The organism is Thermophilibacter mediterraneus, assembly GCF_900119385.1.
GTDB lineage: Bacteria > Actinomycetota > Coriobacteriia > Coriobacteriales > Atopobiaceae > Thermophilibacter > Thermophilibacter mediterraneus.
Genome location: NZ_FPKO01000009.1, coordinates 774,526 through 793,559, shown reverse-complemented (window position 1 = coordinate 793,559; position 19,034 = coordinate 774,526). Strand labels below are relative to the sequence as shown.

Annotated in this window: 21 protein-coding genes; 2 read left to right on the top strand and 19 right to left on the bottom strand. The window is 68.6% G+C overall.

What is annotated here, in order from left to right; translation table 11 throughout:
• Positions 1–60 precede the first annotated feature (60 nt).
• Together BQ7106_RS08570 and BQ7106_RS08565 are read right to left on the bottom strand one after the other, a co-directional pair.
• Positions 61–1,371 (bottom strand): 4Fe-4S binding protein, encoded by a 1,311-nt coding sequence (locus BQ7106_RS08570; RefSeq protein WP_240307467.1) that lies wholly within the window; start codon positions 1,369–1,371, stop codon positions 61–63.
• Positions 1,372–1,428: 57 nt separating this feature from the next.
• Complete coding sequence (locus BQ7106_RS08565; RefSeq protein ID WP_083526981.1) at positions 1,429–2,421, bottom strand: glycosyltransferase; 993 nt, start codon at positions 2,419–2,421, stop codon at positions 1,429–1,431.
• A gap of 87 nt (positions 2,422–2,508) precedes the next feature.
• Between BQ7106_RS08565 and BQ7106_RS08560 the strand changes: the two genes are divergently transcribed.
• Entirely contained in the window at positions 2,509–3,621 is a 1,113-nt protein-coding gene (locus tag BQ7106_RS08560) for a glycosyltransferase family 2 protein (protein WP_072374267.1), read from the top strand.
• A gap of 50 nt (positions 3,622–3,671) precedes the next feature.
• Here BQ7106_RS08560 and BQ7106_RS08555 read toward each other — a convergent pair whose 3' ends face one another.
• Together BQ7106_RS08555 and BQ7106_RS08550 are read right to left on the bottom strand one after the other, a co-directional pair.
• Entirely contained in the window at positions 3,672–4,550 is an 879-nt protein-coding gene (locus BQ7106_RS08555) for a radical SAM protein (RefSeq protein ID WP_420855284.1), read from the bottom strand.
• Between the two features lie 11 nt (positions 4,551–4,561).
• A complete protein-coding gene (locus BQ7106_RS08550) occupies positions 4,562–6,895 on the bottom strand; it encodes a formate C-acetyltransferase/glycerol dehydratase family glycyl radical enzyme (protein ID WP_072374264.1) in 2,334 nt (777 codons plus the stop codon).
• Positions 6,896–7,076: 181 nt separating this feature from the next.
• Between BQ7106_RS08550 and BQ7106_RS08545 the strand changes: the two genes are divergently transcribed.
• Complete coding sequence (locus tag BQ7106_RS08545; RefSeq protein ID WP_072374262.1) at positions 7,077–7,832, top strand: DeoR/GlpR family DNA-binding transcription regulator; 756 nt, start codon at positions 7,077–7,079, stop codon at positions 7,830–7,832.
• Positions 7,833–7,869: 37 nt separating this feature from the next.
• Here BQ7106_RS08545 and BQ7106_RS08540 read toward each other — a convergent pair whose 3' ends face one another.
• The 15 genes from BQ7106_RS08540 to BQ7106_RS08470 all read right to left on the bottom strand — a co-directional run bounded on the left by BQ7106_RS08540 (position 7,870) and on the right by BQ7106_RS08470 (position 19,016).
• Positions 7,870–8,898, bottom strand: coding sequence for a glycosyltransferase family 2 protein (locus BQ7106_RS08540; protein WP_072375480.1), 1,029 nt, complete (start codon positions 8,896–8,898; stop codon positions 7,870–7,872).
• 220 nt (positions 8,899–9,118) lie between these two features.
• Positions 9,119–9,904: a hypothetical protein gene (locus BQ7106_RS08535; protein WP_072374259.1), complete on the bottom strand. Its 786-nt coding sequence runs from the start codon at positions 9,902–9,904 to the stop codon at positions 9,119–9,121.
• 34 nt (positions 9,905–9,938) lie between these two features.
• On the bottom strand, positions 9,939–10,844 hold the full coding sequence (locus BQ7106_RS08530; protein WP_072374255.1) for a putative manganese transporter: 906 nt from the start codon (positions 10,842–10,844) through the stop codon (positions 9,939–9,941).
• Positions 10,845–10,870: 26 nt separating this feature from the next.
• Positions 10,871–11,665: a tRNA pseudouridine(38-40) synthase TruA gene (truA, locus tag BQ7106_RS08525; RefSeq protein WP_072374252.1), complete on the bottom strand. Its 795-nt coding sequence runs from the start codon at positions 11,663–11,665 to the stop codon at positions 10,871–10,873.
• 52 nt (positions 11,666–11,717) lie between these two features.
• Positions 11,718–12,476, bottom strand: coding sequence for an energy-coupling factor transporter transmembrane component T family protein (locus BQ7106_RS08520; RefSeq protein WP_072374249.1), 759 nt, complete (start codon positions 12,474–12,476; stop codon positions 11,718–11,720).
• A complete protein-coding gene (locus tag BQ7106_RS08515; protein WP_072374247.1) occupies positions 12,469–14,076 on the bottom strand; it encodes an ABC transporter ATP-binding protein in 1,608 nt (535 codons plus the stop codon). Before BQ7106_RS08515 ends, BQ7106_RS08520 begins: the two co-directional genes overlap by 8 nt.
• Positions 14,077–14,160: 84 nt before the next feature.
• On the bottom strand, positions 14,161–14,607 hold the full coding sequence (gene rplQ, locus BQ7106_RS08510) for a 50S ribosomal protein L17 (protein ID WP_072374244.1): 447 nt from the start codon (positions 14,605–14,607) through the stop codon (positions 14,161–14,163).
• Positions 14,608–14,635: 28 nt separating this feature from the next.
• The gene (locus tag BQ7106_RS08505; protein WP_072374241.1) at positions 14,636–15,577 is read right to left on the bottom strand and encodes a DNA-directed RNA polymerase subunit alpha; all 942 of its coding nucleotides are present in this window, start codon (positions 15,575–15,577) and stop codon (positions 14,636–14,638) included.
• 24 nt (positions 15,578–15,601) lie between these two features.
• The gene (rpsD, locus tag BQ7106_RS08500) at positions 15,602–16,195 is read right to left on the bottom strand and encodes a 30S ribosomal protein S4 (RefSeq protein ID WP_072374238.1); all 594 of its coding nucleotides are present in this window, start codon (positions 16,193–16,195) and stop codon (positions 15,602–15,604) included.
• A 15-nt stretch (positions 16,196–16,210) separates the two neighbouring features.
• Complete coding sequence (gene rpsK, locus BQ7106_RS08495; RefSeq protein WP_072374235.1) at positions 16,211–16,612, bottom strand: 30S ribosomal protein S11; 402 nt, start codon at positions 16,610–16,612, stop codon at positions 16,211–16,213.
• A 10-nt stretch (positions 16,613–16,622) separates the two neighbouring features.
• Entirely contained in the window at positions 16,623–16,994 is a 372-nt protein-coding gene (gene rpsM / locus BQ7106_RS08490; RefSeq protein WP_072374232.1) for a 30S ribosomal protein S13, read from the bottom strand.
• A 15-nt stretch (positions 16,995–17,009) separates the two neighbouring features.
• Positions 17,010–17,123, bottom strand: coding sequence for a 50S ribosomal protein L36 (gene rpmJ, locus BQ7106_RS08485; RefSeq protein ID WP_013252436.1), 114 nt, complete (start codon positions 17,121–17,123; stop codon positions 17,010–17,012).
• An 83-nt stretch (positions 17,124–17,206) separates the two neighbouring features.
• A complete protein-coding gene (gene infA, locus BQ7106_RS08480; RefSeq protein ID WP_072374229.1) occupies positions 17,207–17,425 on the bottom strand; it encodes a translation initiation factor IF-1 in 219 nt (72 codons plus the stop codon).
• A gap of 176 nt (positions 17,426–17,601) precedes the next feature.
• Positions 17,602–18,393: a type I methionyl aminopeptidase gene (gene map / locus BQ7106_RS08475; RefSeq protein WP_072374225.1), complete on the bottom strand. Its 792-nt coding sequence runs from the start codon at positions 18,391–18,393 to the stop codon at positions 17,602–17,604.
• A complete protein-coding gene (locus BQ7106_RS08470; RefSeq protein WP_072374222.1) occupies positions 18,390–19,016 on the bottom strand; it encodes an adenylate kinase in 627 nt (208 codons plus the stop codon). Before BQ7106_RS08470 ends, map begins: the two co-directional genes overlap by 4 nt.
• Positions 19,017–19,034 lie beyond the last annotated feature (18 nt).

The following is a 19,034-nucleotide window of genomic DNA, read 5'->3' as shown; positions in this document are numbered from 1 at the left end:
TGGGGCGGCGCGCGCCGGAGCCGCCCGTCCGTGAACCGGGGGCCGTCCCCGATTCACAGGTTACTCGTCGTCGAGCTTCTCGAGGACGTCGGCCACGCGACCGAGCTGCTCCTTGCCCTTCTCCATGTACTCCGCCGCCTTGGCCTTGGCCTGCGCCTTCTTGCGCGCGATCTCCTCGGCGGCCTTGTCGGGCACCACGAGCTCGCTCACGTCCATGGGCTCCATGGAGAGGGCGCCGTCCTCGCACACCGTCACGCACGCGCCGCAGCTCACGCAATACGCGGGCTTCACGGACACGTTGCCGCGCTTGTCCACGTCGATCGCGTGGGTGGTGCACACCTGCGCGCAGTCGCCGCACATGGTGCAGAGGCTCGAGTCGCAGACGGGGGCCTCGAGCCTGACGAATTCGGCGAGACCCGGGTCGTGCTGCAGCGCGCCCATCATGAGCTTGCGCCCCTGCGTGAGGTAGCGCTGCCGGTTGGAGGACGTCTTGCCGCCCACGGCGGACTCGAGCTCGCGCGTGATCTGGTCGAGGCGCTTGGAGTGGTCGGAGATCTTCCTCGCCACGGCCTGGGCGCCCGCGAGCGCCGGGTTGGTGCGCGTGACGAGCCGCTCGGCGGAGTGCAGCGCACCGCTCACGAACTGGCTGCGCTTGTAGGCGCGGGTGTACTCGTGGGTCATGTCCCGCTCGTCCGCCTCGAGGCCCATCGACGCGTCCGCCCACTCCTCGGCGGTCGCGATGGCGTCGGAGTAGGCCTCCTCCCCGGTGGTGGTGCGACAGCGGTCGCAGATGCCCACGGGGAGGTAGACGCTGATGTTGCCGTAGTCCGCCATGAGCGAGAACCACAGGTCGCGCGGCACGGCGCCCACGCACGCCAGCACGACCTCGTTGCCCTTGGGGATGCGCTTGAGGGCGCGCGTGCAGGTCACGTAGCACTGCTCGTAGGCAGACGCCGCGCGGGCGATCTGGTCGTAGACCTGCCGGGGCGTGTGGCGGCGCGTCGTGATCGCCTCGGTGGGGCACACCGCGGCGCACAGGCCGCACTTGCGACAGTCGTCCTCGATGCGCACGGACTTGTTGCGGATGGTAACGGCCGCGACGGGGCAGGCGTCGAGGCAGCGCGAGCACACGTCCTCGCGCCCCGACGCCACGCGCAGGCAGCGGTTCGAGTTGGCGAAGGGCTTCTCCTTGTAGTCGGCCGGATTGAAGACCTTGCGGTTCTCGGGGTCCTCCACGAGCGAGTTCACCACGTTGGCCGGCATGTCGGAGAGAGCGCGCCAGTCGCTCTGCAGGTCAATCAGGTCATCAAGGAAGTCGCGCTTCTCCGCCACGGCCTCTCCCCTCTCAACGTCCTTCTCGCAGTCTGTCATTGTACGCCTTGGGGCCGCCGTGGCGCCGCGTCCGCGGGGGCCGGCGTCGAGGGCGCGTCACGCCAGGGGCTCCATGGGCTCCCATGCGGGGTCGCGCAAGATCTTGCGGGCGTCGCGCTGGCCCGCCACCAGGCGCGCCATGCCGCTCCTCAGGCTTCCGCGGTCCACCATGACCAGGCGAATGACCTCCTTGGCAAAGGTGAGCAGCGTGCCGAGGGCAAACCCCGGCGCGCTGTAGTCTCCGTACAGCATGAAGTAGCGCGCGAGGTAGCCGCGGTTGCGCGTGATGTAGTAGCGCGTCATGTCCGACGTTGAGTTGAGCTGCCTCACCGAGCCGATGCCCTTGTTGGCGACCTCGCGCCGGCGACTCAGCACGTAGTCGGGCACGTAGTAGACGTCGCAGACCTTGCTCGCCAGGTAGCCGTAGAGCGCGTCGTCGAGGTAGATGAAGAAGCGGGGGTCGGGCAGGCCGACCCGGTCGACCACCCGGCGCGAGAAGAACCCTCCCTCGAAGCACAGCGCGTTTGCCAGCTTGTAGCGCTCCCCCTCGCGCCAGCCGTCGCGCGAGAGCGGGTTGTAGATCGCGAGGGACGGCCAGAAGCGGTGCTGCCAGAAGAAGTGGCCGCCGTCAAAGTCGCGTCGCTGGCCCATGATGGCATCCGCCTCGCCGCTCCAGCGGCCCAGCACCTCGAGCGCCTCGGGCAGCACCGCGACGTCGTCGTCCATGACCCAGAACCACTCGGCCCCCAGGTCGTGGGCACGGCGCACGCCCTCGGAGAACCCTCCGGAGCCCCCGGTATTGGTCGGCATGGGGTCGTAGACGACGCGGCCGGTGCCGCCCTCGGCGTCCGGGTCGTCGTCGGTCTGGCCCCAGCGCTCGTGCGCGCGCGCCTCGAAGCCCCGCACGATTTCGGCCGTCTGGGGGGAGTTCTCGTTGTCCACCACGACCACGCGCCACGGTGCGACGGTGAGCCCCAGGATCGACTCCAGCAGCCCGCCGAGAAGCACCTGGCGCTTGAAGGTCACGATGACGAGGGCGACGCGCGTCATCTCGCTCCTCTCGAACGTCGGTCGCGGTGCCGGGCGGCACCGCCGTATAGTATAGGGTACGTCCGCACGCGCGAAGGCAGGGGTCACATGAGCACCGCACCATCCACCGAGCACGACCTCGTCTCCGTCGTGCTCCCCATCTACAACGTCGAGGCGACCCTCGACGCGTGTCTCGCAAGCGTGGAGGCACAGACGCATCGCGAGCTCGAGATCATCTGCGTCAACGACGGCCCCACCGACGGCTCCGCCGCCATCGCCCGCGCCCACGCCGCCCGCGACGCGCGCTACGTGCTGGTCGAGAAGCCCAACGAGGGCTACGGCGCCTCCTGCAACCGCGGCATCGCCATCGCACGGGGAACGTGGGTCGCCATCGTTGAGCCGGACGACACGGTCGACCCCGACTGGATCGAGGGCCTGCTCGCCTGCGCGGCCGCCTACGGCGGGGCGGGCTCGGTCGACGTGGTGAAGGCGCCCTACTGGCGCGTCCTGCCGGGACCCGACGGCGGAGAGCGCTGCGTCCCGTGCCCGTACCGGGGACGGGTCCGGCCGCCGCGCCAGCCATTCGCCGTGGGGGACGGCATCGAGCTCATGCTCCACCACCCCGCCATCTGGTCCGCGCTCTACCGCCGGGGCTACCTCGCGGAGCGCGACGTCCGCTTCCTGGAGATACCCGGTGCGGGCTGGGCGGACAACCCCTTCCTCGTGCGGTCGCTCTGCGGCACGGACCGCATCGTCTACACCGACGCCTGCGGGTATCGCTACCGCGAGCGCGACCTCGACGAGGCGGAGTCCTTCGCCGGGCGCTCCCCGCTCGTGCCGCTCGAGCGCTGGAACGACATGATGGACGCCGCGGCGCTCACGGGCGTCACCGACGAGCGCGTCATCGAGGCGCTCGCTGTCCGTGGCATCAACTACGCCCTCATCACGGTGCGCGGCGCCGGCATCGACGCCCCGGGCGTGCGCGAGCTCCTGACAAGCTCGATGGAGCGGCTGAGCGAGGAGGTCGTGTTCGGCTGCCCCGCCATCGGAGCCGCCGGCAGGCGCCTGTTCGCCGAGGTCCGCGGCATTCCCGAGCCCCGCGGAGGGAGGCTCGCGCGCTGCGCCCACCTCGGGCGGGAGGCGCTCTACCGCGTTCGCACGGGCGGGATCGGCTTCACGCTCGAGACCCTGCGCAGCAGGCGTCGCGGGGGCCGCGTCTAGCGGAGTCGGCGGCGGCGCGCCGCGGGTGCCGCCCGCTCGCGACCGCGGGGCTACTCGCCGTGCACGACCACCGTGAGACCCGCGCGCTCGCAGCGCTCGACCACGCCCGCGACGTCAGCGTCGGAGAGCTGCGGCACGCCGCGCAGGGCGTAATCCCTGCCAACCGAGTCGTACTTGCCCTCGCCGAGCTGGTGGAAGGGAAGCACGTCAACGCGCTCGAGCCCCAGCCCCACAATCTTCTCGACGTTCGCGGCCACGCAGGCGTCGTCATCGGTGAAGCCGGGGATGATCGGCATGCGCGCCACCACGTGGGCGCCGAGCGCGCGGACGGAGCGCACGTTCGCGTCGCGCAGGTCCGGGTCGATCCCGGTCACCTCGAGGCTGCGCGCCCGGTCCGCGATCTTGAAGTCGACGAGCAGGGCGTCGCAGGCGCGAACGAGGTGCGCGGGATCATCGAGCGGCAGCGCGAGCGTGGTCTCCACGGCCGTGCGGAGCCCCTCCCCGTGGCAGGCGTCCAGAAATGCGAGGAGAAAGTCCTGGCGCATCAGGCACTCTCCGCCGGACACGGTGACACCCCCGCCGCTCTCCTCGAAGAACGCGCGGTCGCGCGCCGCCTCCGCCACGAGGTCGTCGACGTCGCGCACCCGTCCGAGCAGCTCCTTGGCCCCCGTGGGGCACTGCTCGGGGGGCGTGGCGCAGAGCGCCGACCCATCCCGGCGCGAGCAGCGGATGCAGAGGCGCTCCTTGAAGGAGACCTCCGGCTCGGTGGAGAGGTTCTCGGGGTTGCAGCACCACGGGCAGCGGAAGGGACATCCCTTGAGAAAGACCACCGTTCGGATGCCCCCGCCGTCGTGCAGCGAGAAGCGCTGGACGTTGGTGACCGTGGCCGTGGCGACACAGCCGGAGTTGACACTATGCCCTGACACCATTGTCATCATTGTCAGAGCCGATGCTCGGTGCGGTTGATGATGTCGTCCTGGATGGGGCGCGCCAGCTCGACGAACATCGCCGAGTAGCCGGCGACGCGCACCACGAGGTCGCGGTGGTTCTCGGGGTGCTCCTGCGCGTCGATCAGCGTGGCGCGGTCGACGACGTTGAACTGGATGTGCTGGATGCCCAGCCGGCAGAAGCTGCGCAGGTAGGCGACGAGGCGCGAGAGGCCCGCCTCCCCCTCGAGCGTCGAGGGCGAGAACTTCACGTTGAGCAGCGACCCGTTGGTGTCGAGCACGTTCTCGAGCTTCGAGACGGAGAGCAGGCTCGCCGTCGGCCCGCTCTTGTCGCGCCCGACCATCGGGGAGAGGCCGCCGTCGGCGAGCTGCTCGCCGGCACGGCGCCCGTCGGGCGTGGCCCCCACCGCGGCGCCGAGCGGGATGTGGGCCGAGACGGTGTAGCTGCCCGGCTGGAAGCGCCCGCCGCGCGGGTTCTCGTACTTCTCGACCTCCTCGCCGTAGTGCGCGAGGAAGCGCCTGCCAATCTGGTCGACCTCGTCGACGTCGTTGCCGTACTTGGCGTAGCGGTTGATGAAGCGCTGCCGCCAGACCTCGTCGCCCTCGCCGCCCCAGTCGCGCTCGAGCATCGCGAGCAGCTCGGACCACGTGAGCGCCCCCTCCTCGAAGACCGCCTTCTTGACCACGTAGAGCGAGTCGGCGAGGTTCGCGGTCCCCACGCCCTGCACGCCCGAGGGGTTGTAGCGAGCGCCGCCCGAGGTGATGTCCGCGCCGCGCTCGAGCGAGTCGTGCACGAGCACGGAGAGCAGCGGGGTGGGCGAGGTCTCGCGATGGGCCTCGTCGCAGACGTTGCACCCGCGCACCATGAGCCCGACGTAGTGGTCGATCGTGCGCTCCACCTCGCGCTCGAGCGCGTCGAAGGACGCGAAGCCCTCGGGGTGCTCGCGCATCGTGAGCTCGAGGCAGCGCATCATGTTGAACATGCAGATGTCGTGCAGGCCGTACATCCTGCCAGGGATGGAGAGCTCCACGCAGCCCACTACGGCGTAGTCGCGCGCGTCGGCGAGGCTCACGCCCCGGCGCGCGAACGACTCGACGTTGACCTCGTCGTTGAAGCACTGGGGCAGGCCGTCGCCCAGCCGGATGATCTCGGCGGCCTTGCGCAGCAGCGTCTCGGGCGAACCCGCGTGCACGCGCACGCTGAGGTTGGGCTGGGGCAGGCGTGTGTCCCTCTGAAGGTCGAGCAGCAGCTCGGAGAGCTCGTTGGCGGCATCGGCGCCGTCGGCGTCCACGCCCCCCACCACGAGGTTGTAGCCCGTGGGGAAGCCCGCGAAGAAGCGGGCGCTCTCGGTGGAGCGCACGAAGACCACGGTGTTGGTCTTGAGGTAGAAGCACTGGAGCAGCTCGCGAACCTCGGCGTCGCCGACTCCGGCCGCCACGCTCGCGCGGTAGTACGGCAGCAGGTACTGGTCCATGCGTCCCAGCGAGATCGAGCTCGCGTTGGACTCGTGCTGCAGCGCCACGCACACAAGCCACGTCATCTGGAGCGCGTCGTAGAGGTCGCGGCAGGGCTCGGTGGCAACGTGGCCCAGCACGTCGGCCAGGCGCGCCAGCTCCGCGGCGCGCTCGGGCGTGGCGGGCAGCGTCACCGTGGCGTGCTCGTCGGCGGGCTCGCGACCGGCCGCCGCGTCGCGCACGATGCGCTCGTAGCGTCGGACGTAGCCAATGAGGGCGTCCACGCAGAGGGCGCCGGCGCGCAGGAAGTCATTCCCGGGGTCAGCGTCGCGGAGGCGCTCGACCTCGGACAGCAGGTCCCCCAGGCCCCGGCCGAGCACCTCGGGAACGTCGGCGATGATGTGACCCTGCCCCTTGTCCGTCTGGGCCACCGCGAACACGCGGTCCCTCTCCGCCGCCGCCACGTCCTCAGGTCGATGGGCGGTGTACCAGTCGTTGAGGCTCCGGCCCGCCCAGAAGGGGTAGAGGACCTCGCGATACGTGCGCTTGTCCTCCTCGGATACCTCGAAGGTGTCCTGCGGTCGCACCGGGAAGGCGTCGAGCTCGTCCATGATCCAGTAGGGGGACATCTCCGGGGAGAGCACGCCCGCGCGCGGAGTGGGCGTTCGGTTGCCGACCAGGAGGTCGTCCCCGTCGATCACGATCTGGTGGCACTCCAGCACGTGCGCGAACGCCCGTGCGCGGCGCATGACCGGGGACTGTCCCTCAGTCTGCTGGTAGCTCTCGCGATAGAGCAGCGCGCGCTCGAGCGAGATCTGGCGCGGACGGGCGAAGAGGCTCTCCTTTATGCGCGCGGTGCGAGGCGTGAGCATGGCATTCTCCTTCTGTCGTGAGTGGGCCCAGTATATCCCATTTTCAGCTCACTATAGTCGAGTTCTTATCGATTTCTATTGTTTTTCTCCCATTGAGGCTGGGAGGCCGTCTCAGAGCCCTGGCCAAGCGATCCATGAGGTATTGTTTTGTACGAGTTCATCGCAGTGAGAAGGAGTCTCAATGTTTCTCAGGGAGCGTCAGGAGGAGATCGCCCGCCTCGTCTCCGCCGAGGGACGCGTCACGGTGACCGGGCTCGCCCGACGCTTTGACGTGACCGAGGACTGCATCAGGAAAGATCTCAGGCAGCTCGAGGCTGCGGGCGCCCTGAGAAAGGTCTACGGTGGCGCCGTGAGCGTCTCGAGCCCCCCGGAGCGCAGCGTCATCAAGCGCGTGGGCGCCCGCAGCGCGGAGAAGCGCCTCGTGGCCGAGAAGGCCTTCGATATGATCGAGCCCGGGGAGACGATCTTCCTTGACGTCTCCACCACCAACCTCGCGCTCGCCGAGCTCTTGTCCTCCGGGACGAAGCACGTCTCGGTGGTCTCGACGATGATGGGGATCCTGCGCGTGCTCGCGCGCAACCCCGCCCTCGAGGTCCTGGGGACGGGCGGGAGCGTCAACACCGAGCTCGACGGCTTCATGGGCTCGATGACGCTCGCCTGCCTGCGTCCCCTGCGCTTTGACCGTGCCTTCCTCGGCGGGCTGGGCGTTGACGTGGAGTCAGGCGAGGTGACCACCTATCTCTGGGATGACGCGCAGGTCAAGCAGCTCGCCATGGCGAACTCGTCCCACTGCCTGCTCATGGTCGACGAGCACAAGTTCGGCGCGGGCGGGAGCTACGTGTACGCGCACGTGGGGGACTTCGACGGCATCGTCACCAACCGGGTGACGACAGAGCTCGCGAGCGCGGTCGAGGGCCTGGGGTCGACGCTCGTCTAGGCAAAGGCGACGCCGCGGGGCCGCGCGGGCGCCGGGGCTACGCGAAGAGGTCGGGCGTCACTCGGGCGATTCCCGGAGAGACGAACGAGAGCAGCCTCGTCTGCACGCAGACGAGCGCGGCGTTCTTCGAGCGGATGGGCGCGAGCATGGCTCGGGCGGCGCTGCCCCGCGGGTGGGCGACGCTCGCCGCCACCTGGGCTCGGTCCGTCTCGATCATCGTGGCGACGATGCGACGCTGCTCCGCGGACGGCAGGCGGCTCATCTTGCCGCACACGCCCTCGATGCACCCCAGCAAACGCTCGACGTAGCGGCTCTGCAGCATGTCCATGCTGGCCGCGTCCCCCTCGAGCCCCCAGTGCCGGTAGAGGGCGAGAAGCGCGTCGTGCTCCTCCTCGAGCCGACGATAGCCGCCCATCGCCGCGTCGCTCCCGAGAAAGGGGGCGAGGCGGCGCCCCACGTGGCAGCACACTCCCCCGAGCGCCCCCACGCGCTCCACGTCCGCGAGCGCGGAAATCACGAAGGCGTGGTCGAAGCCGCCCCCCGCGGAGAACCGCACCTCGTGGTCCACCAGGTACTCGCGCAGGAAGAGCTTGGCGCACGAGGAGAGCATCTGACCGGACGCGAAGGGGCCCCATGCGGCGGCGCGAAAGTCGTGCTGCGTCGGGAAGAGCGCATCCTCCCCCGCCGCCTCCATCGACGCGGAGCGACCGCCCCCGGTGAGCAGGGAGACCGCGAAGCCGCCCATCGCGAGCTCGAGGGAGCCCTCGGAGGCGAGGTCGACGAGGCCCTGGAGCATGGTGCGCTCCGCCCAGCCGCGCGAGTCCATAACGAGCACGTAGCGCCCGCGGGCGCGCTCGAGCGAGAGGTTGAGCGCTTCGGGGCGACTGCAGGGACCCGCCTGGACCACGCGCACGCGCATGTCGCGCTCGGCAAGGGCCTCGAGCTGGCGGAGCGTGTCGTCATCCGACCCCGCGTCCACCGCCACGAGCTCGAAGTTGGCAAGCGTCTGGCCCTGCAGGCTCTCGACGCAGCGACGCACGGTCGCCCCGGCGTCATGGACCGCCATGAGCACCGAGACCGTTGGGTTTGTTGGCGTGTAGTGCGACACCGCCCCGCGTCCCCCCGCTTGCTAGGCACCGTGCGAAATCATGATACCTAGGGTATCAGCGCGCACGTAAAGCTGAAACGTCACGGGCGCGCCTCGGCAAAATGAGCACAGTGGGACGAGCCGGCATCCAACTGCGGGGCAGGCCCTAAAACGTTGCCGCGACGCGGGCTCGAGCGCCCTAGGCGGCCGTCACGAGCAGGCCGAGCGTCAGCGCCAGCTGGGTGCCGTCGACGAGCCACGAGCCCGTCTCCGTCGTCGCCCCCGTCTCATCGGTCACGGTCTCGGGAACGGGCGCCACCTCGGGGGCGTCCGCGGCAGCCGCGCCCGTTGCCGCGACGTCGTCCGCCAGCGCGAGGACCTCCTCGTCGCTCATGTCGGTGCGCAGGCTCGACACCAGCTCGGAGGCCTGCGTCGGAAGGTCGATGATCCCCGACCCGGAGAGCGCCCCGATTCCCGGGAGCACGTCCCCCTCGGAGACGATGACGTGGTCGAACGGCACCCCCGCCGCCTCCGAGAGCAGCTCCGCGCACGCCGCCGCACCCGAGCGCACGCAGACGTCCCCCAGGGCAGCCGGGTCGTCGAAGTCAATCTTGACGGTCACGGGCACGCCCGCCACCGCGGCGGTGCCGCTCGTGTGATTGACCGCCAGGACACGCGCCCACACGAGGTTGGGCGTCTGGGCGTCGATGTCATCGACCTCGAGCAGCAGGGTGGTCTCGATGTCGTCGGGCGACACCGCGTACCCCATCCCGTCGACCACGCTCGCGGAGCTCGGATAGGCGAGCGCGTCCTCGAGCTCCGTGACCTCGAGGACCCGCTCGAGGTTCATGCGCCACCAGAAGAACGCGACCACGGCCGCCGCCACGAGGAGCGCGGCGACGCTCACGATGGCGCCGACGAGGTTGCGGCGCGGGCTCTCGCGCGGCACGTCGGTGCGGTCGAACCTCTCTCGCTTCCTGGCCATGGCCGTACCCCCTCGCGCCCTCGGCTCCGTTGCTCTAGAACAGAATACCCAAGGACCCCGCCAAAAGTCCAAGCGCGACGGAGATCGCGTAGACGAAGGCCGTGACGAGCGCGCTCTCGCGAGCGTCCGGGTTGGTGCGCCACAGCACGAGGAGGCCCACGCCACCCGATGACAGCAGACCGGCGAGCATCGGGCCCGTTGTCAGCACGCCCTCGAGATAGAGCTCCGTGATGGCGACGCTCGCCCCGCAGTTGGGGATGAGGCCGACCAGCGCGGAGACGAACGTCGCCCGAACCGGGTGGTTGGCGAGCAGCGCCGCGAGGGCGTCGGTGCCCACCAGCTCGATCACGAGGCCGAACGCAAACGTCACCACGAGGATCCATGCACCGACCTGCGCGGTGTGGACGAGCGCGGAGCGGACGATCGCGAGGCGCCCGTGGCCGTGGTCGTGACCGTGGTCGTCGTGCTCGTCGTCGCAGTGGCAGTGCGCGCGCTCGCACAGCTCGTGGATGTGGGCGCGCCCGTCGCCGGAGCGCCGGGCAAGGCGCAGCAGCGCGTCCACGACAAAGCCCACGACGACTGCGACGGCGACCTTTGCGGCCATGATGGCCAGCAGACGTCCGACGGGCTCCTGGTGCGCCACGAAGACGGGGACCATCTCGTCGGAGGTCGAGAGAATCACGGCGACGAGCGTGCCCGCGCTGACCACGCGGCCCGCGTACAGCGTCGCCGCCATGGCGGAGAACCCGCACTGCGGCAGCGCGCCGAGAAGCGCCCCCGCCACGGGCCCCGCCTTTCCGGAGCGCTCCACGATGCGCTGCACGCGGTCCGCCGCGGAGTGCTCGAGCGCCTCCATGGCGAGGTAGGTCACAAACAAAAACGGCACGAGCCGCAGCGTGTCCCAGAGGCTGTGCTCCAGGACGTGAAGAAGAAGCTCCACGTCAGGTCCTCCCGAGGGTCCCCCGGTCACTCCCAGGGGGTCAAAGTTAGCTCAGGGTATTTTACCCCGACGAAGGTCAGGCCTTTCGCGGGGGCGCAGGGGCCCGCGGCCGTCCGGTCGCGGGCGGCGAGCACGTCACCCACCCACCGTGGGTCACGGTGGCCGCGCCCCACCTCAACGAGCGTCCCCGCGATGGTGCGCACCATGTTGTGGAGAAACGCGTTACCCGTGACGTCAATCGCCACGAGCTCCTCGCCCGCCTCCACCACGCGCGTCACCTCGAGGGACTCGACGAAGCGGCAGGTCGGCTTGTCGACGGCCGACGACGCCTTGCAGAAGCTCCTGAAGTCGTGCTCGCCCACGAGGCATCGAGCGGCTTCCCCCATGGCGCCCGCGTCGAGCCGCCCGCGATACCACCATGCGTGGTCCCACGCCAGGACCGGACGCGCGTCCGAGTCGGCGATCCGATACCGGTAGCTTCGGCTCACGGCGTCGAAGCGGGCGGAGAAGCCCGCAGGCGCCCTGAGGAGCGCCCGCACCGAGAGGTCGTCGGGGGTGAGCGCCACAAGGCTGCGCATGAGCCGCGTGCCGGGCAGCCCCGCCTCGCCCTCCGTCACCGGAACGCTCACGTACTGCGAGAGCGCGTGCACCCCGGCGTCGGTACGCCCCGCGCAAGTGAGCTCCACAGGACGACGCAGCGCGGTCTCGAGCGCACGGCGCAGCTCACCGGCGACCGTCCGCGCTCCGGGCTGCTCGGCAAAGCCGCAGAAGCCCGCTCCGCGGTAGCCGTGCTTCACGACGAGGGTGGCACCATCGGGCATGGGAAATCCTTTCTTATCCTCCTCCCCATGATAGGGGATGGCGGTACGTCGCTCAGAACAGCGCGCAGACCACGGCCCACGCGACCCCGACGGCCACGAGCGCACGGTCGCGCGGGGGGAGCGGTCCGAGAAGCGTCGTCTGCTCCCCCGCGTAGCACCGGTCCGTCATGGCGCGCGCGAGCTCGTCCGAGCGTCGGAAGAGCGCCACCACGAGCGGCACGAGCACCTGCCGCCACACCGCCAGGCGCTCGCGGACGCCCCCCTCGTCAAATCGAGCCCCGCGCGCCCGCTGGGCGGAGCGGATGCGATGGAGCTCCTCCCCCGTGATCGGAATGAACCGCAGGGCGATGGAGGCGGACATGGCGATTGACGTCACCGGAACCCCCACGCGCGAGAGCGGGGCCATGAGCGCCGCCAGGGCGTCCGCGATCGCGGGCTGCGGCGTGGTGGACGAGAAGACCAGCGCGAAGCCCACCACGAGCGCGACCCTCAGCACCACCGTGACGCTGCGCGAGAGCCCCGCGAGCGAGATGCCGGGCTGCCCCACGAGCACCACCGCGTTACCGAGGACCGAGACCGCGAGGAGCAGCGCCGCCGGGCGCAGGCCGCGCAGGACGGCACGGGGCGAGGTCCTGCTCGCCACGAGCGCGACGACGAGACCCGCGGCGGCAACGGCCAGGCCAACCGGCGCGGGGGACGCAAACGACGCCACCGTAGCGATGACGAGAAGGACGAGCTTTGCGCGCGCGTCGATGGCGTGGACAAGCGTTCGGGCGGGCACGTACGCGCCGAGCGCGACCGGGCTACGCATCTGCCTCGCCCCCTCTCCCCGCTGCACGGAGCCTCACCATGAGCGGGGCAAGCATCCCCGCCGCCTCGAAGGGGGCGGGGTTCGCCCGAACCTCGGACGCTCGCAGGTCGCCCGTCACGCGACCCCCCGCGAGAAACACGACGCGGCGCGCCACGTCAATCCACTCCGCCGCGTCATGGGTTATCACCACGACGGGGGCGCCCCCGGCAGCAAGGTCGGAGACGAGCTCCCGTACCTCGCGCCGCGAGGGCGCGTCGAGCCCCGCCGTCGGCTCGTCGAAGACGTACGCGCTCGGCCCGGCGGCGATCACCCCTGCGAGCGCCACCCGGCGCATCTGCCCGCCGGAGAGCTCGAAGGGCGAGCGGCCGAGCACGTCGGACCCGACGCCCAGCCTCCGCGCGGCGTCGATGGCCTCCGCGCGCGTGGCCTCGTCCCCGTGTCCGGCCATGCGAGGGCCGTAGGCGATGTCGTCGATGACGGTGTCGGAGAAGAGCTGGTCCTCGGGGCGCTGGAACGCGAGGCCGATGCGCCCGGCCCGCACGCGCCCCCCGTCAAGCTCCGCGCTGCCATCGTCGGGCGCGAGAACCCCCGAGAGCAGGCGCGCCGCGGTCGACTTGCCCGACCCTGAGGCGCCCAGCAGCAGCGTGACGCCCGTTGCCGAGAGGTTCGCGCGAACGAGGGCGGCCGTGTCCCCGTAACTCAGCGAGGCGTCCCGCAGGCAGAGCTCGTGCGCAGCAGGCGCCTCGTCGGCCTCATCCGCCGCCGGCGACGGTGCGGTGAGCCGGTCGCTCGGTGCGCCGCTCACCCCAAGTCTTTGCACGACGTCCTTCTCGTCCAGCGGCTCCGTAAGGTCACAGCCAGAGGCGGCAAGGGACGAGAGGACGGGCGAAAGCGGGTCGTCACGAAGCCCGGAGCTCGAGAGCGCGCCGGGGCTGAGGAAAAACCCGCCCGGCTCGCCCTCCCAGGCGAGGCGCCCCCGCTCGAGCACGAGGACGCGATCGGCCCCTGCCACGTCCTCGGCGAAGTGGGCCACCTCGACCACGCCAACCCCGCGCTCGCGACAGTCGCGCACGATGGCCCGCACGCGGCGCCGCGTCGCCTCGTCGAGCTGCGAGCACGCCTCGTCAAGCACGAGATAGCGCGGACGCATGGCGAGCACCCCCGCAAGGGCGAGCAGCTGCTGCTGTCCCCCCGAGAGCTCCGTGGTCATATGGTGTCGCAGGTGAGAGATGCCGCAGACCTCAAGCGCCTCGTCCACGCGCGAGAGCACGTCGGGACGAGAGAGGCCAAGGTTGCGTGGGCCGAAGGCGACCTCGTCCGACACGACCGGGCTCACGATCTGGTTCCTAGGGTCCTGACGCACGTACCCCACGAGCTCTGCCAAGCGCCTCGTCGTCTCGGGCGACGAGGAAACGCCGTCGACCTCGACGCTGCCGCTGCTTGGAAGGAGGCTCCCGTTGAGCAGTCGCGCCAGCGTCGACTTGCCGGACCCGTTGGTCCCGAGGATGACGACGCGTTGCCCCGGGGCGACGAGAAGCGATACTCCACGCAGCGCCTCCACGCTACCGTAGCGGTGTGTCGCATCGGTCACGACGATCACGCCGTCCCCTCCCCCCAATGCCATCCGTACAGAAAAAGGGCCCCGGCACATGCCAGGGCCCAAGCGTGCGATGCGAGGAACTCGCTACTCAGCGGTCTCCTCGGTCTTGGGCTCCTCAACGGGAGCAGCCTCGACCTTGGTCACCTTGGGGGCAGCCTTGGGCGAGACGGGCTCGGTGACGAGCTCCATGATCACGACCTCAGCGGCGTCGCCTTTGCGGGGGCCGAGCTTCATGATGCGGGTGTAGCCGCCGTTGCGGTCGGCCCACATGCCCTGCGCGGCCTTCTCGAAGACCTCGCGGACGAGCTCCTTGTCGCCCACCTTGGCGATGGCAAGGCGACGGCTGGCGATGTCGCCCTTCTTGGCCCAGGTGATGACCTTGTCGACGTCAGGGCGGATGGCCTTGGCGCGCTGGTCGAGGGTCTTGATGCGGTCATTCTCAAACAGGGCGCGGATGAGGCTCTTCTTCATCGCCTTGGTGTGGCTGGCGTCGGTGCCGAGCTTCATGCCCCTCTTCTTGTTGTGTCGCATTTCTTGCTTCTCCTAAATCCGGCTGCGCCTAGGCCTTGAGGGACAGGCCCATGGTCTCGAGCTTGTCCTTGACTTCCTCGATGGACTTGACGCCAAAGTTTCTGATGTTGAGAAGGTCGTTCTCGGAGAACTCCACGAGCTGGCGAACCGAGTGAATGCCGGCACGCTTGAGGCAGTTGTACGACCTCACGGAGAGGTCGAGGTCCTCGATCTGCTTGTCGAGCTCGACGTTGTCCTCGACGGCACCCGTCGAGAAGATGGAGGCGTCCTCGACGGGCTCGTTCTCGTCGGCGAGGCTCATGAAGGCCGTCATGTGCTGATTGATGATGTTGGCGGCCTCGACGATGGCGTCGCGCGGGGAGATCGAGCCGTTGGTCTCAATCTCGAGCACGAGACGGTCGTAGTCGGTGTGGCGGCCGACGCGGCAGGCCTCGACGGCCTTCGCGCAGCGACGCACGGGCGAGTAGAGCGAGTCGACGTGAATGATGCCGATCGGATCGCTCTCACGCTCGTTGTCCTCACCGGACACGTAGCCTCGACCGACGCCGATGCGCATCTTCATGGTGAGGTGCGCACCGGCCCCGAGGGTGCAGATAACGTGGTCGGGATTCACAAGCTCGAACTCAGCGGGGACGGCGAAGTCGCCGCCGGTGACCGTCATGGGGCCGTCGACGGAGATGCTCGCCTCGGCCTCGTCGCCGGTGCCCATAGAGCGGAACACGAGCCCCTTCACGTTGAGAACGATGTCGGTGACGTCCTCATAGACGCCATCGACCGTCGTGAACTCGTGCTGAACGCCATCGATCTGGATGGCCTCGACCGCTGCACCAGAGAGCGAGGACAGCAGGACCCTGCGCAGCGAGTTGCCGAGCGTGTCGCCATAGCCGCGCTCCAGCGGCTCTGCGCTCACGCGCGCAAGGTGATCGTTGATCTCCTCGACCGACACCTGGGGTCGGATGAATTCGGACATTGCTACCTCCAAAACTAGTCGGGCTTACTTGGAGTAAAGCTCGACGATCAGCTGCGCGTCGATGTCGAGGTCGATCTGATCGCGCGTCGGCAGCTGGAGGACCGTGCCCTTGAGCTTCTCGATGTCAACCTCGAGCCAGGCGGGAACGGCCATGTGCTCGGAGGAGATGAGGGCCTCCTTGATGGGGAGCAGGTCGCGGGCCTTCTCGGCAACGGCGACGACGTCGCCGGACTTGACCTGGTAGGAGGGGATGTCAACACGCTTGCCGTTCACGGTGATGTGGCCGTGACGGACGGTCTGACGGGCCTCCTTGCGCGTGCGGGCGAAGCCAAGGCGGAAGACGACGTTGTCGAGACGGCACTCGAGGAGGGTCATCAGGTTGTCGCCGGTGATGCCCTCGAGCTTCATGGCCCTGTTGTAGTAGCCACGGAACTGCTTCTCGAGAACGCCGTAGATGAACTTGGCCTTCTGCTTCTCGCGGAGCTGGATGCCGTACTCGCTCTCCTGGCGACGACGACGCTTCGGCTCGCGGTTCGAGGTCTTGTTGATGCCCATCACAACGGGGTCGATGCCGAGCTGACGGCACCTCTTGAGGACCGGGGTCCTATCGATAGCCATTGATATTCCTCCTAGCTACACGCGGCGACGCTTGCTCAGACGGCAACCGTTGTGCGCGATGGGGGTCTTGTCCTGGATGCCCGAAACCTCGAGGCCGGCGGCCTGGAGGGAGCGGATCGCCGTCTCGCGGCCAGAGCCGGGGCCCTTGACGAAGACGGAGACCTTGTGCAGGCCGTGCTCCATGGCCGCCTTGGCAGCGGCCTCAGCGGCGAGCTGAGCGGCGAACGGCGTGGACTTACGGGAGCCCTTGAAGCCGACGGTGCCGCCGGACTGCCAGGAGATCACGTTGCCCTGGGGGTCGGTGATCGAGACGATCGTGTTGTTGAACGTGCTCTTGATGTGGGCCTGGCCCACGGCGATGTTCTTGCGCTCGGAGCGGCGGATACGCGTGGTGCGAGCGTTCTTCTTCTGCGGCATTGTCTACTCCCTAGCCCCTCTTCTTGGCACCGATCTGACGCTTCTTGCCCTTGCGGGTGCGAGCGTTGGTGTGGGTGCGCTGACCGTGGACGGGGAGGCCCTTGCGGTGACGGAGGCCGCGATAGCAGCCGATCTCCATCAGGCGGGCGGTGTTCTGCCTCACCTCGCGGCGAAGGTCGCCCTCGGTGGTGAAGTTGGCGTCAATGTAGTCACGGATCTTGGTGACCTCATCCTCGGTCAGATCCTTGACGCGGGTGTCCGGGTTAACACCGGTCTCAGCGCAGATCTTGGTGGCGCTGGTCTGGCCGATGCCGTAGATGTAGGTGAGTCCGACCTCGACGCGCTTCTCGCGCGGCAGGTCGACGCCGTTAATACGGGCCAACTTGAAGCTCCTTCCTTAGCCCTGACGCTGCTTGTGGCGCGGGTTCTCGCAAATGACGTAGACCTTGCCGTGGCGACGAATGATCTTGCACTTGTCGCACATCTTCTTGACCGAAGGACGTACCTTCATGCGTCTGCCTTTCTGATCGTGCTGATACGAACCTATGTCATCGCCCAGCCGCTGGCGTGAATATCCAAAGCTGAGAAGGACCCCTACTTGTAGCGGTAGGTGATTCGGCCCCTCGTGAGGTCGTACGGCGAGATCTCGACGACGACCCTGTCGCCCGGAAGGATGCGGATATAGTTCATCCGAATCTTGCCGGAGATGGTGCAGAGAATGGTCTTGCCGTTCTCGAGCTCCACGTTGAACATGGCATTGGGCAGAGGCTCGACGACCTTGCCCTCAAGCTCGATGGCATCTTGCTTGCTCAATGTTCTTCCCTCTCAACGCTGCCACAGCGACCAATAATCATACCTAAACTTCACACGGACGTCCATGCTGCATCATTCGCACACAAGCGCAGACAACAGGGGCGTCAGACCACGCAGCCAACCGCCTCGCGGTTGACGACGCTCTCCGACGCCCCTGACTGACACGTGAAGAGGGTCTACTGCTCGGCGCCACCCTGCATGGGACACCAGGGACCCTGCTCGTCCTGGGTGAGAATCACCGGGCCATCCTCGGTGATGGCGACCGTGTTCTCATAGTGCGCGGCAGGCTTGCCGTCACGCGTCACGACGGTCCACCCGTTCGCGAGCGTCATGCACTGGTAGGTTCCGAGGGTGATCATGGGCTCGATGGCGATGACCATGCCGGCCTGGAGGCGGACGCCCCTCCCCCGCTTGCCGTAGTTGCGGACCTCGGGGTCCTCGTGCATCACGCGACCGACGCCGTGGCCGACATAGTCGCGTACGACGCCGTACCCATTGGACTCGGCAAGCTCCTGCACCGCAGCCCCGATATCGCCGAGGTGGTTGCCCGGAACGGCCTGCTCGATGCCCGCCTTGAGGCAGTCGCGCGTGCACTCGCACAGCGCACGGTACTCCTCGCTCGGCTCGCCAACATAGAACGTCCAGGCGTTGTCACCGACCCAACCCTGATAGGTCGCCCCGGTGTCGATGGAGATGATGTCCCCGTCCTGGAGAACCGTCGAGGGCGAGGGGATGCCGTGAACGACCTGCTCGTTGACGGAGGAGCAGATGCTCGCGGGGAAGCCGCCATACCCCTTGAAGGTGGGGACGGCGCCATGGAGGCGAATGAAGCCCTCCACGACCTGGTCGATCTCCTTGGTGGTGACGCCGGGTCGAATCAGCGCCCCGGCACGACGAAGGGCCGCCTTGGACAGCGCCCCGGCGGCCTTCATCTGCTCGATCTCAACGGGTGACTTGATGTTGATCATAGGTTCAGGAGCGCCTTGACGTCCGCGTACACATTGTCAACGGGGCGGTCTCCGTCAACCTCCTTAAGAATCGAGTGTCCCTTGTAGTACTCGACCAGCGGCGCGGTCTGGGTGGCATACACGTCCAGGCGATGCTGGATGGTCTCGGGCTTGTCATCGTCGCGCTGATACATCTCGCCGCCGCAGCGCGGGCAGGTCTCGGTTCCAGCAGGAGCCGTGTAGCCGCAGGAGCGGCAGGTCCGGCGGGAGCTCAGGCGCTTGACGATGACGTCAGGGTCGACCGAGACGAGCAGGGCGGCATCGAGCGTGCGCTCCATGATGGAGAGCTCGGAGTCAAGCGCGACGGCCTGCGCGGTGTTGCGCGGAAAGCCGTCGAGAATGAAGCCGCCCTGCGCGTCGTCGGCCTCGAGACGCTCCTTGACGAGGTCGATGACGAGGTCATCGGGAACGAGCTGGCCGGCATCCATGTACCCCTTGGCCTTCTTGCCAAGCTTCGACCCCTCCTTGATGGCGGCGCGAAGCAGGTCGCCCGTGGAGATGTGGGCAAAGCCGAACTCCTCCACAAGCTTCTGGGCCTGCGTCCCCTTACCAGCGCCGGGGCCTCCGAGTAGCACGATATTCATGATGCCAACCGCCTTTCC